10 protein-coding genes and 1 pseudogene are annotated in these 13,377 nt (G+C 45.3%); 4 read left to right on the plus strand and 7 right to left on the minus strand.

Going from position 1 to position 13,377, the window contains the following annotated elements; all coding sequences use genetic code 11:
- Nucleotides 1-53: 53 nt before the first annotated feature.
- On the minus strand, nt 54-899 hold the full coding sequence (locus ACX9NY_RS18980) for a DUF2971 domain-containing protein (protein WP_472474418.1): 846 nt from the start codon (nt 897-899) through the stop codon (nt 54-56).
- 947 nt (nt 900-1,846) lie between these two features.
- Between ACX9NY_RS18980 and ACX9NY_RS18985 the strand changes: the two genes are divergently transcribed.
- A protein-coding gene (locus tag ACX9NY_RS18985; protein WP_472474420.1) for an IS5 family transposase occupies nt 1,847-2,610 on the plus strand; the annotation gives its coding sequence in 2 pieces (ribosomal slippage) (nt 1,847-2,183 and nt 2,183-2,610; 765 coding nt in all).
- A 268-nt stretch (nt 2,611-2,878) separates the two neighbouring features.
- Here ACX9NY_RS18985 and dhaK read toward each other — a convergent pair.
- Together dhaK and ACX9NY_RS18995 are read right to left on the minus strand one after the other, a co-directional pair.
- On the minus strand, nt 2,879-4,648 hold the full coding sequence (gene dhaK, locus ACX9NY_RS18990; RefSeq protein WP_472474422.1) for a dihydroxyacetone kinase subunit DhaK: 1,770 nt from the start codon (nt 4,646-4,648) through the stop codon (nt 2,879-2,881).
- Nucleotides 4,648-5,790, minus strand: coding sequence for a glycerol dehydrogenase (locus tag ACX9NY_RS18995; protein ID WP_278296700.1), 1,143 nt, complete (start codon nt 5,788-5,790; stop codon nt 4,648-4,650). The genes dhaK and ACX9NY_RS18995 overlap by 1 nt, the downstream gene beginning before the upstream one ends.
- Before the next feature lie 304 nt (nt 5,791-6,094).
- Between ACX9NY_RS18995 and ACX9NY_RS19000 the strand changes: the two genes are divergently transcribed.
- Nucleotides 6,095-7,129, plus strand: coding sequence for a PocR ligand-binding domain-containing protein (locus ACX9NY_RS19000; protein ID WP_472474424.1), 1,035 nt, complete (start codon nt 6,095-6,097; stop codon nt 7,127-7,129).
- Nucleotides 7,130-7,234: 105 nt separating this feature from the next.
- Complete coding sequence (locus ACX9NY_RS19005; RefSeq protein ID WP_472474426.1) at nt 7,235-8,224, plus strand: aldo/keto reductase family protein; 990 nt, start codon at nt 7,235-7,237, stop codon at nt 8,222-8,224.
- A 236-nt stretch (nt 8,225-8,460) separates the two neighbouring features.
- On the opposite strand, the pseudogene ACX9NY_RS19010 reads toward ACX9NY_RS19005, so the two are convergent.
- The 4 genes and pseudogenes from ACX9NY_RS19010 to ACX9NY_RS19025 all read right to left on the minus strand — a co-directional run.
- Nucleotides 8,461-9,342: pseudogene (locus ACX9NY_RS19010) on the minus strand (LysR family transcriptional regulator); the annotation flags it as partial.
- A gap of 30 nt (nt 9,343-9,372) precedes the next feature.
- The gene (locus tag ACX9NY_RS19015; RefSeq protein ID WP_472479350.1) at nt 9,373-9,834 is read right to left on the minus strand and encodes an SMI1/KNR4 family protein; all 462 of its coding nucleotides are present in this window, start codon (nt 9,832-9,834) and stop codon (nt 9,373-9,375) included.
- A gap of 41 nt (nt 9,835-9,875) precedes the next feature.
- Nucleotides 9,876-10,976, minus strand: coding sequence for a threonine aldolase family protein (locus tag ACX9NY_RS19020; RefSeq protein ID WP_472474428.1), 1,101 nt, complete (start codon nt 10,974-10,976; stop codon nt 9,876-9,878).
- Between the two features lie 54 nt (nt 10,977-11,030).
- Nucleotides 11,031-11,891, minus strand: a complete 861-nt coding sequence (locus ACX9NY_RS19025) for a LysR family transcriptional regulator (RefSeq protein ID WP_472474430.1) — start codon at nt 11,889-11,891, stop codon at nt 11,031-11,033.
- A 181-nt stretch (nt 11,892-12,072) separates the two neighbouring features.
- Here ACX9NY_RS19025 and ACX9NY_RS19030 point away from each other — a divergent pair, with 181 nt between their 5' ends.
- Nucleotides 12,073-13,062, plus strand: a complete 990-nt coding sequence (locus tag ACX9NY_RS19030) for a quinone oxidoreductase family protein (protein ID WP_472474432.1) — start codon at nt 12,073-12,075, stop codon at nt 13,060-13,062.
- Nucleotides 13,063-13,377: the final 315 nt, after the last annotated feature.

Genomic DNA, 13,377 nt, shown 5'->3' on the forward strand with positions numbered 1-13,377 from the left:
GTGTGAGTCCATTACAGCTAATCTGAATCAGTATAGGAAGAACAGCGTTTGTATTATTTATCTCTCTTACGGAAGATGTATTTCCCATCTCTCTCAAATCTAATATTCTTTCTTTTCTGAAGTATTCTCTGAAAATAAATCAGATCGGAACTCAAATTATTCTCTTCCAGAATTACTTTGATTTTTTCTACAAATTCTTCACTGGAATACGGAGAAATAATAATCTTATCTATGAGCTTGCTTAAATCGATTTTAAAATTTTGATTCCCACCATATTCAGGGTCTAACTCGATAACTGCTCTGACTTCTTTCTCATGTTCATACAAGTAATCCTTAAGGAATAAACTATTCAGAGGCTTCATCGAAGCTTCCACATTATATTGATTTTTTTTCTTTGGCCTTTCATTTAGTAGAAAAGACAACTCACTATGTTCCATTAAATCACTGTAATCCACTGCTCCGATTGTAAGATTTGCATCGTATGACGATAAAGCATAACGCAACTTATCGAATGTTGTCGTAATTGCAATCCCCTCTTCACCCTTACCTACGTAAAGATCCCACATGGCTAACGATTGAGTTTTATTAGCATGCCAACAGCTAACTCCGAAACCTTCACGTCCGTTTAAGAAATAATTCATATAATCCTCCAGAGATACATACGGAGGAGCAGCGAGTTCAGGAAACCTAGAAACAAACCTTTCATGCGCTTCAATTCCTTCATCAAAATATGCAGTGATCTTTTGCCATTCCAGACTTAACATTCCTTCATTATCATCTTCAAACTCGCTTGGTTTAGCAAAATACAAGCCTCCCGTTTTGATTAAGCTCTCAAAACGCTCCATATTCATGTAGCGCCAGAGTCTGTTTGTCTTGGGTTTCTTAATAACATTAGACATTTCAATAATCCTCCTTGAATTTATAATTGTCAAAATGATTAACTCGATTTGATATTATTATATAAGTGTTATATAAGGGTTGTCAATATTTTGTTAACGATAAAAGTGCGATAGTCCACTGAAGAAGATTCGTAAATGTTTCCCCAATGTTAGCACTGTCATAAAAAAGTCGCTAAAAATAGTGAGTTCAAGTTGGAGTGTGCGTTCTTATCCCTCGACCACTGCAGCTTTTTAATAAAGGTGGCTCAAACGTAATGATGACTTTGTCCTTGTGATCATTTTTTTTGGAATTATGAGAAAGTAAATTTGTTATGGATGTCTTAACTGAAGAAGCCGTTCGGATCGCGGCAAATGTCATACATAGGAAGTACTTTGTCCCATTAGTAATATAAGGTTTGGTTACTTCCGGAGATTACTGATAAAAATTAAAAACCCTTCGCCAAAGGCGAAGGGTTGAGGCCCACCATGGGGCATTAGTTTTAAGTTAATACATTTTATCCCTTTCGATAATTGAAAGGGGTCTCTGCTCCGAACGGATAAAAATATAATTGTTACGGTTGCCCCGGACGGACTTCATCGAATTAATCATACCAAGTGTTGACATAGTGTCAACACTTGGTACTTAACCTCTTGTAGCCACTTGTGCCATCGCTGTAAAGTAGCATTAGAACGGCGTCTCCGACTGTAAGATTTTCATTTGAAGAGAGATAAAACTTTTCTTTTGACATCTTAGTTAACGTACTTCCATCCTTGCGAGCACTTTGGACTTACTGAAGGTTTTTCAAAGGGGCTAGCCCCTTTTTTACAGATATTAAAGTATCAATTTTTTGATAATAGCTACGGGAACACCGATAATAAGTCGGGTAGCAAAATTAACCCAATAAATGGGCTTACTAGGGAATGTCTTCAAACTGATTAAATGGTAATAGATGGGTTAATTATTTTAAATGAATACACGATACGAAATTCACGAGAGACAATGGCGGCTAATTCAAGATTTGTTTCCATCTGAACAAAAACCACAAGGAGGACGTTCCGCAGTGGACAATCGAATCATGTTAAACGCGATGCTATGGGTAGCTCGTTCAGGTGCCCCTTGGCGTGATCTGCCAGACCATTTCCCTAATTGGAAATCCGTCTACACCCGTTTTCGGCGTTGGCAGAAAGCGGGCATTTGGGATGAAGTGTTAAAGCATGTTTCCCTAGATTCTGACAAGGAAAGCCTGATGATTGACGCCACGATTGTGCGGGTTCACCAGCATGGATCAGGAGCAAAAGGGGGCAAAGCAAGCAAGCGATCGGACGTTCCCGGGGTGGATTAAGCACGAAAATTCATGCGGTAGTTGACGCGTTAGGAAATCCACTGTGCTTCGACTTGACTGGAGGTGAAGCGCATGACCCCGTCCAAGGTTTCAACATCCTTAAAAGCATGATACTGACCCGGAAGCAAGTCCTAGCCGATCGAGCGTATGATACGAATGCCATTCGGGCCTTTTTGAAGGAACAACAGGCCATACCGGTTATTCCCCTAAAGAAAAATCGCCGAACGACCCTAAAATATGATCGGGATGTCTACAAAGAGCGCCATTTGGTGGAATGCTTCTTTAATAAAGTAAAGAATTATCGTCGTTTAGCGACTCGTTATGATAAATTAGAGTGTACGTTCAAGTCTTTTTTGGCCTTGGCATCCATTATGGTGTGGCTTGCTTGAGCTTGAAGACACGCCATAGTTTAATATATTTCGCACCATAAATCCCAAAATAAAAAAACGACATTATACCACAAAGTGCAGCATCACTATGTAAAGCTGCACTTTGTGGAGAAAACACTTCATAATCATATATTTTTCCTTGAATAATTAGAGTTTTTACGAGTTTGACGACAACATTAGATAAAATTACCGACAAAATACTATAAAGTTACCGACATTATAATATAAAATAAACAATAATTTTACAGTTACGAGTTTGCCGACAGCTTTACTTCATCGACTCGGACAGCTCTGTGAAAATAACACCCAGCGCATACGCGCCAGCATCTGGGTACCCCAGACTGCGATCGCCGACAGTACCTGCGCGGCCCATACGTGCCACGATATCTTCTGTTTTCTTCGTACCTTCAACGGCTGCTGCTGCACCTTTGGCAAATGCAGTTTTGAAGTCATCACCAGACTCCGCACTTTGTGTCCAGGAATCGGCACATGGAACGAGTGCATCGATCAAGGTTTTGTCGCCTACAACGGCACCTCGTCCGAAGGAACGCTCTCCAGTAGACTGAATCCCTTGCACGGCTGCATGCATCATCTCAGCAAATTCAGCAACATTTAATTGCTGTTTATCCCCTACAGCTTTGCCAGCCGCACGGAATGCCGAACCCCAGATTGGGCCGGATGCGCCGCCACAATATTCCATGATGACCAAGGAACATGCATCCAGGAACGATCCGATGTCTTGTTTATGTTCGTTAACAATGTGATTCCATTCGCGTTTCAACTGGCGGAAGCCTTTGGCCACACTCATACCGAAGTCGCCATCACCGGCATGGGAATCCAGTTCACAGAACGGTACCTCGTTCTTGATGATGATCTCACCCATTTTATCGATCAGATAGACGACATTGTCCAATGAAAATTGATTGCCTTCGATTACCGCAGCAGATGCATCCGTCTCCACTTCATAAGATACGGGAGCGTCTTCACCAACAACCGCTTCCAACGCTTCGGAATACGCCACTTGTGCCACTGGAGGACCGGATACTTTAAACGCAGGAGTATCACTTTCCTTGAACAACAGCGTTTTCAGTTCATCATCCAGTTTCAGAATCGTAACCGATGCCCCTGCCATATCGATACTTGTCATGTAGTTGCCTACAAACGTAGTCGCAACCTTTAGACCTGCATGTCCTGCAAGCTCACGTTGAACGGAATTGTTGAGCAGGTACAGTTCTTGCAGTGGCGTTGCACCAAAACCATTCACGAGTACCGCAATCTCAGCGGATGCATCCTTATCCAGCTTCATGTCTGCGAGCAACGCTTCAACCATACGTCCTGCCAATTCATCCGCAGATACGATTTTCTCACGACGAATTCCTGGCTCACCATGAATCCCTACGCCGAATTCCATCTCGTCTTCAGCAATTTCGAAGGTAGGCGTACCTTTGGCTGGCACGGTACAGGATGTGAATCCAAAACCAATACTGCGAACATTCTGAGCTGCTTTCTCAGCAACCAATTTCACATCTGCCAGGCTGCGGCCTTCTTCGGCTGCTGCTCCGGCAATCTTGTGAACCAGTACAGTTCCCGCAACACCGCGGCGTCCTACCGTGTACAAGCTGTCTTGCACAGCGATGTCATCCTCAACACGAACATACTGTACGTCAATGCCATCTTCTTCAGCCAGATGCGCTGCATTCTTGAAGTTCATCATGTCACCGCTATAGTTCTTGATGATCAGGAGTGTACCCTTATTGCTAGCTGTTGCCTTGATTGCTTGGTACACCTGAATTTGGGAAGGAGATGCGAACACATCTCCACATACCGCTGCATCCAGCATCCCTTTACCCACATAACCAGCGTGAGCCGGTTCATGTCCACTGCCGCCACCACTGATCAGGCTGACTTTATCGGCCTGAATCTCTCTGCGTTTGATGACTTTATATTTTTTCAGAAATTCAAGCTCCGGGTGTGCAAGCGCAATCCCGTTACACATTTCCATAACAACATGTTCAGCTTGGTTAATGATTTTTTTCATTATTTTGCCTCCCGGCGTGCTGCTTTGTACTCACGACCCATTCGGTCAGCCGCAGCAATGGCAGCAGCCACTTCAGGAACGGTGATTGGGAATGGCATCGCGTGAATGGATTCTTCCGGAATACAAGCGATCTCTGCCACTTTCAACAGCTCTTCCTGACTAATTGTATCTACACCGATATCCGCCAAGCTGATCGGCAGTCCCACTTCGAGACAGAAGTCCATGACTTCATGCAGCTCTTCGGTTGGTGCATTTTCAAGCACGAGTTGTGCAATTGTACCGAAGGATACTTTTTCACCGTGGAAGAAATGATGTGTTCCCTCCAGAACAGTCAAACCATTGTGGATCGCATGTGCTGCAGCCAGACCGCCACTTTCAAATCCAAGGCCAGACAACAAAATATTCGTCTCAACAATGTTTTCCAGCGCTTGGGTCACGACGTTGCTGTCACTTGCTACCTTGGCTTTGGCACCGTCAGTCAGCAGCATTTCATAACACAGTTTTGCCAAGGCAAGTGCCGCATTGGTACCTACTGCAGATGGTGTATATCCTTCACGAGAACCCATTGGCAAACTTGCGTTTACACGGGAATAGGATTTCGCTGTTGCTCTTGCTTCGAAGTATGTAGAGAGCGCATCTCCCATACCCGATACGAGGAAACGTGTAGGTGCGTTTGCGATAACCGTTGTATCGACGAGAACGACACTTGGGCTTTGTTTAAAGTAAGCATAGTCATCGAACGAACCTTCCGGTGTGTACAATACAGCCGAGTGACTTGTCGGAGCGTCTGTTGCCGCGATCGTTGGGCAGATGATCAATGCTTCGCCTTCAGCTACACATTTGGCTGCATCAATGGCTTTACCGCCACCAAGACCGATGGTAGAGTCACATCCTTTTTCCTTCGCGATTGCTTGCAGACGCGCAACTTCCTCACGGGAACATTCCCCTTTAAAACCGCTTTCAACAAATGTAATATTGAATTTCTCAGCTGTTGCATCAAGCTTTGCTTTGACACGCTGTACATCATCCGGATGTGCGATCAGCAAGGCAGATTCTCCAAAGGATTTCACAAAATACCCCAGGTTCAACAATTCGTCTTCGCCTTGTACATATTTGGTTGGGCTGATAAATGCTTTTCTCATATTAATATAGCCTCCTAAAGGATATGGAATGGTGTAGTGAATACATTAAATTTTAATCTCTTGCAATTGACCTTAATATAACGCATAGCCAGCAGGTTTACAGTGGACTTTGATAACAAATTATTATAACTTACAATCGTAATTTTTTGCTTTTTGGTGCAATCATGGTATGTTATTGTCATGAGATGGTTGAATTTTGACCTCCCATCATACATTACCCGTCATCATTACATCTTAATATGTACAACTTGCTAACTTTTAACGGCCTAAATCATGAATTAGGTTAGATATGGAGGTTGCACCAATGATCAAAGAATATCTGCATATCAATAAAATTTTGGACCTTAATAAATGGAAGCGTCTACAAGATTCTCTTGCAACAGTAACCAAACTGGCGATCCTCACCGTTGATTATAAAGGCATTCCTGTAACCAGTCACAGCAGTTGTCAGGCCTTCTGCCAGAACGTACGCAAAGACCCCGAGCTGCTCCCCTACTGCCAAAAATGTGATTCACGCGGCGGTCTGGAAGCCGTTCGGTTGAATGAGCCTTATGTGTATTTATGCCATTTCAATATTATAGATATCGCGATTCCGATCACAATCGATGGCAAATATATCGGCGCCGTCATGGCAGGACAAGTGAAACTCGCCGATCCCGAGAAAGGTAGCGACTTGGAGCAAATTGTCACGTCCAAAAACGTACCCATGCATGCAGCGAAGCTGGAGGAACTAAAGGATGATTACGCCCAGCTGCCTGTGATGACCTATGAAGAGATTGTGAAAATCTCCAACATGTTATCCCTGCTCTGCAACTACATTGTGGAGGAAGCGCTCAACAAAAATTTATTAGTTGAAATGTTCGAGAAAGCTTCAGGCAATCAGGAGTCTCTGAACCTCTCCACCATTCTGCCGGGTTACTCCATTCGTAATATCGAGTCGATCAAAAAAGAAATGACCAATGCGATTGCGGATGCCTATCTCAAGAACAGCCCAAGTGATGCGGAAAGCTCCAGTCCCGTGCTTCAGCCTGCTTTTGAATACATTCATAGTCACAAAAGCGAACAGGTTTCGCTCAAACATATGGCTGATCTGTGCCACCTGAGCCCGAGTTATTTCAGCAGGCTGTTTGCCAAGGAAACGGGTGAGAACTTCACAACCTACCTGGCACGGCTCAAAATTAAGTGGGCCAAGCAATTGCTGGAGGTCACCGACATGCCTGTCTCACAGATCAGTGACGAGCTGGGATTCAATGAATCGGGATATTTTATCAAAATATTCAAAAAGTTCGAGGAGATTACGCCTGCCCTCTATCGTAAATACATCCAGGAGAACATGTAGGTGCACTGATATCTTTTTCATATCAAAGATGGGGGTAAAAGATATTTCACCTATTAATCTGCCATTGCTACAATGGAGTCCAGATCACATAGGGAGGCGGCATGGATGGAGTATCGCAAGTTAGGAAACAGTGGATTAACCGTCAGTGAGATTTCACTGGGCAATTGGATTACGCATGGAGCGCAAGTACATGATGGAATAGCAGAAGCTTGTGTAAGCGCCGCTTTGGATGCAGGCATTACCACATTTGATACGGCAGACGTGTACTCGAATACGAAGGCAGAAACCGTCTTGGGACAGGCTCTTAAGGATATACGAAGAGAAAGTATTGAACTATGCACCAAAGTCTGTCACCCAACCGGCACAGGTCATAATGACCGCGGACTTTCACGTAAACACATCATGGAAGCATGCAATGGTTCATTACGGCGGCTACAGACTGATTATATCGATGTCTATTATGCTCACCGTTATGATTACAGCACGCCGCTGGAAGAGACGTTTCTGGCATTCTCCGACCTGGTGCGTCAGGGCAAGGTTCACTACATCGGGGTGAGTGAATGGAACGCGGATCAGATTGCAAGAGGAGCCGCTTTGGCGCGGGAACTTCATGTACCCTTCATTGCAAGTCAGCCCCAATATTCAATGTTATGGCGTGTGATTGAGCAAAAAGTGGTACCTGCAAGCGATCAGGCAGGACTTGGACAGATTACATGGTCTCCTCTGGCTCAGGGTATACTATCAGGCAAATATGTGCCTAACGAAGCGTTGCCCGCCGGATCACGTGCAGCTGGGGAGGCAGGTGCACCCTTTTTCAATAAACTGGCTGGTCAGTGGCTACGCGAAGATGTTCTTACCGCTGTGCAACAGCTTGTTCCGCTCGCTAAAGAGATTGGTCTAACTCTTCCTCAACTCGCTGTGGCGTGGGTTCTTCAGCACTCGTATGTCAGTTCCGTTATTATTGGCGCATCTAGGCTGGAGCAGGTATTGGAAAATGTAAAAGCCTCCGGTGTGAAACTGGACTCTGCGATCATGACTCGTATTGATGAAATACTGAATCCTTGGATTGAGCGTGATCCAGCCAAGACGGGATAGTTTCTTTTTTTACTACTCACAACATACTAAGTTGAACTAATCATTTACACGAAAACGGAGAGGACAGAAAAAAACTGAAAAAGCGGAGCTAAAAGCTTTCTGCAAGAAAGCTACTTCGGAAGCATACACTTCGCCTTTAGCACCAGTCTCCCCTTGAGAAAAGGGATCAAAAAATCTGGGGATAACAGCGATTGGAAGGTTGTTCTGTCATCGCAGTGTAAGTGTAAATAACCTTTAGTGCAACTCATATTCCCGACAATGTCCATAAAACGGGATACCACTTCCTGATTCATATCCGTCCGCCATGCCGTATACAACGGTACGGAGGGCGGATTTTCTTGTAAGGGAAGAAAGACCACACCCTTTCGCTAGAACACATCCACCGAGGAGGGAACAATGGAAATCCCCATGCCCGCTGCAACTAGATTTACAATCGTATACATCTGGATCGCTTCCTGCGTAATTCGTGGATCTACACCATGTGCTCTACAATAGTCCAGAACCATTCGATGAAATGGGGAGCCAAGATGCCGTGGGAATAAAATAAAATCTTCATCCGCCAGTTCCCGAATCGAAACTTGAGTCTGGGCTGCCATGGAGTGATGATCAGGTAACACGGCGAGCAACGTTTCCTCCTGACAGGGGCGGAAGGAAACATGCCGGGTATCTTCCTGATACCGCAAAAATCCAATATGGATCTGTCCGTCTTCCAATGCCTGTAATTGTTGGGATGAAGTCATCTCATGTAATGTCAATTCAATCTGCGGATATGCAGTGCGAAATTTTCTAAGCACCTCCACCATGATCCCGCCCGAAGCGGAGTCCACGAAGGCCACGGATATATGTCCAATGATACCTTGATCAGCCTTTTGTGTAAGCTGAATGGATCGATCAAGTTGGGCCATGATGAGTCTGGCCTGTTCCAGAAAGATGGCACCCGCTGGCGTCAAACGGACCATTTTTCTCGTGCGCTCCAATAACTTTACGCCAAGCTCTTCCTCCAGATTTTGAATCTGCTGGCTCAAAGGCGGCTGCGTCATGTTTAATTTTTCCGCTGCACGGTGAAAATGAAGCTCCTCCGCCACGGTTATAAAATATCTTAACTTACGAATATCCATAGGTCTGTTGCGCTTCCTTCCGTCTCCCTGTTAATTCATCTGTTCCTGTACCCAGATCGCGGACTCCGTCAGCTGCGTCATTAAATCATTAAAATCTGCTGCAATCTCTCGAATTGGCGTATCTCCTGCATCGTGGATCAACATCAGGATCTTGCCCGAGGTCTGATCGAGCATAGCCATACTTCCTTCGCCAAATCCACCAATCGGGAACGGATTGAGATCATCTGACAGGTGGTACTCTTTCTTAACTTCACGATAGACTTCCAGAAACTCGGGATATGCCCAATCCAGTTCTTTGGCTGAATACAAGGCTGGATCGCCGAAATTACATGCTCCGAATTCGAGCAGAAGTGCACGGTACGCTGCGGGCAGTTTTACGTTATACTTTTGCTCAATATCCTCAATGCTCTGTTGCGTTTCCGGCGTGCACCCTTCTCCCATTGTCGTATCGTAAGCTTTCACCAAAAGATCACGAATCGGTTCCAATTCCATCGACTTCACTTGAACTCCTCCTTTACACTAGAATCCTCTTGTTATCTCACCTGTGTACGCAATTCTTGATCCAGCCATTCCAGTGCTGCACGCAGCTTATCTTGGGGAAGTTTCTCATAACGATCCCCCGTGGACAATTCAAAAGCACAGCTGTTCGCACTTGTTTTGTTCAGATATGAAGTCATTCCTATGCCATATCGCTGAGCCATTTGCACAAGAATTGGTTCAACTTCGTCAGCAGCGAGCGCAAAATGTACATGGAACATGTTCGATACAGGTACCTCAGGCAAGGTATGTATCCCGTGACACGCATTCAATAGAGATGCCAGTTCTTTAGCCTGCTCATAATAAAGCTCCATTTTGCCAATCCGTTCATTGAAATAATACTGGGAACTCAGAATATACGGATACAGGCCAATCAGATCACCGCCGTGCCGCCGTTTCCATACTTTCGACTCTTGCATCACATCCGTGTCCCCGGCCAATATGGCCCCCGCAATGCCCCCGATCCCTTTGTAAAAGGACACATACACCGTATCAAAAAGACTGCAAATCTCCGCAGGCGTTTTCTCGTAATAGGGAGTAATCTCAAACAGGCGTGCCCCGTCCAGATGCAGCTTAATCCCGCGTTCACGGCAATAGGCCGAGATCGCTTCGAGTTCTTCATACGCTGGCAATTGCCCGCCAATCTCGCGTTGTGGCAGTTCCAAGAGCAGGCAGGCAATGTCCTGATCAAGCGCTTGTACATCTTGCAAACGAATCAGCCGATCCTTGTCCGCCAGCAAAATCGATTCAATCTGGTGTAATTCCTTCAATCCGTCTTCCTCATGGATTTCCAGATGACATAGGGGGTGGTAAGCTACTCGCTTCACTCCTATGCGGTCACACCAGATTCGTAACGCAATCTGCTGCGCCATCGTTCCACTTGGGAAAAACACTGCCGATTCCTTGCCAAGAATGTCAGCCATCTGTTGCTGAAATTCTTCGATGATCGGGCCGTTACCGTAGTGATCACTGAAGGTCTCCCCATCGACCTGCTCCAGTACGTTCTGAAGCACCTTCACTTGGCGACTGCCATGACCGCCCACAATAAATTCTACCTGATTAAATGCATCAGCCAATGTTAACGTAGTATCCTCCAAAGCCATTCACTCCTTTAATAATGCGTGTTCAAAAGCTTACTTTTTCAATAACCGCTATAGTTCTGGTTCTGTAATGATCTGTACCAGAGCGCTTAGCGCACTTGATATATGTTCACCACGGGAATACACAAATCCTACTTCCAACCGGCAATAGGGATCTGGCAAAGACATCACCGCGATCTCACCTCTTAATTCTGCTTTGGTAACTGAAGATCGCGGCAGCAATGATACACCGAGCCCGGCAGATACCCCATTCAGAATCGTGTCCAGTGTTCCATATTCCATAATGCTCAGTGAGTGGATACCCTGATCTTGCAGAAAGGATTCCGCCTGAGTGCGATGTGCGCATCCAATCTCAAAAAACAACATTGGCTTGGATAATAACTCGTGTATCTCATGCACTCCAGGTTGGGCGATCAACACCAATTCCTCGTCATACATCTTCATATAGTTCAGATCAGGATGATCGATTGGGCCATATATTAACGCCCCATGCAATTCATGTTGGATCACCTTCTGATTCAGCTCATGGGTCCCACCCGTGACAAGCGAGTGTTGTACCTCCGGGTAGCATGAGCTGTATTCAGCCAGGAGCGGCGTGAGGAAAGTGGAAGCTGCTGTCTCAATGGCACCCAGACGAAGCATGCCGGAAGGCGGATTTCCCACTTGTGTGGCCTGCTCTGCTTCATATAATAATTGCAAAATTCGATCCGCATACAACAGCAGATTCTCGCCCGCTGGTGTAAGAGACATCCCCCGATTGGAACGATGAAACAGCGGAACCTGTAGCTGCGTCTCCAACTGTTTGATTCGTGTGGTCACATTGGATTGTACATAATTGAGTGCGAGTGCAGCTTTACTGATACTACCTTCGCGGGCAACCGCCTGAAATATTTTTAAATCACCTGCATCCATACCCTGATCACCTGCTCGTCGTTTATATCGGCATTCTACATCATCGATTCATGCAAAGTGCTTATCTATTATTTTCAATGATACTGACCATCATTTTTGTTCATTTTACGTGAATCTGCACCATCTGTACAATGAGGCTCAGTAGTGAAATCCGATTATATCGACAGGAGGAATATTGAATATGAAAGCTATCGTACATTCAGGCCAGAGCGGCCTTGCAGGTCTTCAATATACAGAGTCAACATCTCGGGTACCCGAAGCCGGGGAAGTGCAGATTCAATTAAAATCCGCTGGTATCAACCATCGGGATCTATTTGTCATGGCAGGACGCAGTACTCAGGACACCCCGCTCATTCCCGGTTCCGATGGAGCAGGTATTATTGTTGGGATTGGCGAAGGAGTAAGTGGACTCGCGATAGGGGATGAAGTCATTATCCATCCTACGCTCGGTTGGGAAGTTGCGAATAACGTACCCATCGTGCCCGATATTGTTGGTGGTCCTACGGATGGAACACTGGCTCAATATATAACGTTGCCTGCTGAAAATGCCCTGCCTAAACCAGTCCACCTATCTTGGGAGGAAGCAGGCGTGTTACCCCTTTCAGCGCTGACGGCCTATCGCGCCTTATTTACTCGCGGCGTATTAAAGCAAGGTGAACATGTGCTCATTCCCGGTATTGGAGGTGGTGTGGCGACCTATGCCCTGCTCATGGCTGTCGCTGCCGGCGCGAAGGTGACTGTCACCTCCAGAAGTGAAGCCAAAAGAAATGATGCACTGCGCTTGGGTGCTACCCATGCACTGGATAGTCATGCCGATTGGAATTTGCAGAACGATCTGGCACCTGTGGACATGATCTTGGATAGCATCGGGCAAGCCATGTTCCCAAAATATTTTGATATAATTAGACCAGGTGCACGTATCGTGATGTATGGTGCAAGCTCGGGGGATGATCTGACCCTACCCATTCGCTCTATCTTCTTCCCGCAGATCAGTCTAATCGGCACCTCTATGGGCAGCCGTGAGGAGTTTGTGCAGATGCTGCAATGGGTGGAGCAACATGATATACATCCTGTGATCGATAGCGTATATCCGTTGCAAGACGTAGCGAAAGCGTTCGAACGTATGGAAAATGGCGAGCAGTTTGGTAATCTGGCTATACGTATGGAGTGAAATCTATTTTGAGATGGGCCTTCATGATTTGTTAAAATATTGATTTATGATAATGGGGTGAATTCATTTGACCCGTCTCGCTAAACGTATACTAATTTTTCTGGTCGCTATTATGCTTTTAGCCCAAATTCCTGTGTTAAAAGAAACTTTAGCCCGCGGAGTTACTGCGCTATATGTGAAGATAAAGTATCCAGAACATTCCTTTCAATTCAAAGACTTCATATACGAGTCTCATTTCGGGAACTATATCATTTCTTATACTGATCAAGATAAACAACTCATTAGTCTGATGCTTGAGTCCAAATTTTTACCGGT

Source organism: Paenibacillus sp. CB74 (assembly GCF_055687625.1).

What these genes read in the sequence shown, in the direction of transcription:
- ACX9NY_RS19005 (WP_472474426.1), top strand. Translation starts at nt 7,235, where the DNA reads ATGGAGTATCGCAAGTTAGGAAACAGTGGATTAACCGTCAGTGAGATT.
- dhaK (WP_472474422.1), bottom strand. Translation starts at nt 4,648, where the DNA reads ATGAAAAAAATCATTAACCAAGCTGAACATGTTGTTATGGAAATGTGT.
- ACX9NY_RS19030 (WP_472474432.1), top strand. Translation starts at nt 12,073, where the DNA reads ATGAAAGCTATCGTACATTCAGGCCAGAGCGGCCTTGCAGGTCTTCAA.
- ACX9NY_RS19000 (WP_472474424.1), top strand. Translation starts at nt 6,095, where the DNA reads ATGATCAAAGAATATCTGCATATCAATAAAATTTTGGACCTTAATAAA.
- ACX9NY_RS18995 (WP_278296700.1), bottom strand. Translation starts at nt 5,790, where the DNA reads ATGAGAAAAGCATTTATCAGCCCAACCAAATATGTACAAGGCGAAGAC.
- ACX9NY_RS19015 (WP_472479350.1), bottom strand. Translation starts at nt 9,834, where the DNA reads ATGGAATTGGAACCGATTCGTGATCTTTTGGTGAAAGCTTACGATACG.
- ACX9NY_RS18980 (WP_472474418.1), bottom strand. Translation starts at nt 899, where the DNA reads ATGTCTAATGTTATTAAGAAACCCAAGACAAACAGACTCTGGCGCTAC.
- ACX9NY_RS19025 (WP_472474430.1), bottom strand. Translation starts at nt 11,891, where the DNA reads ATGGATGCAGGTGATTTAAAAATATTTCAGGCGGTTGCCCGCGAAGGT.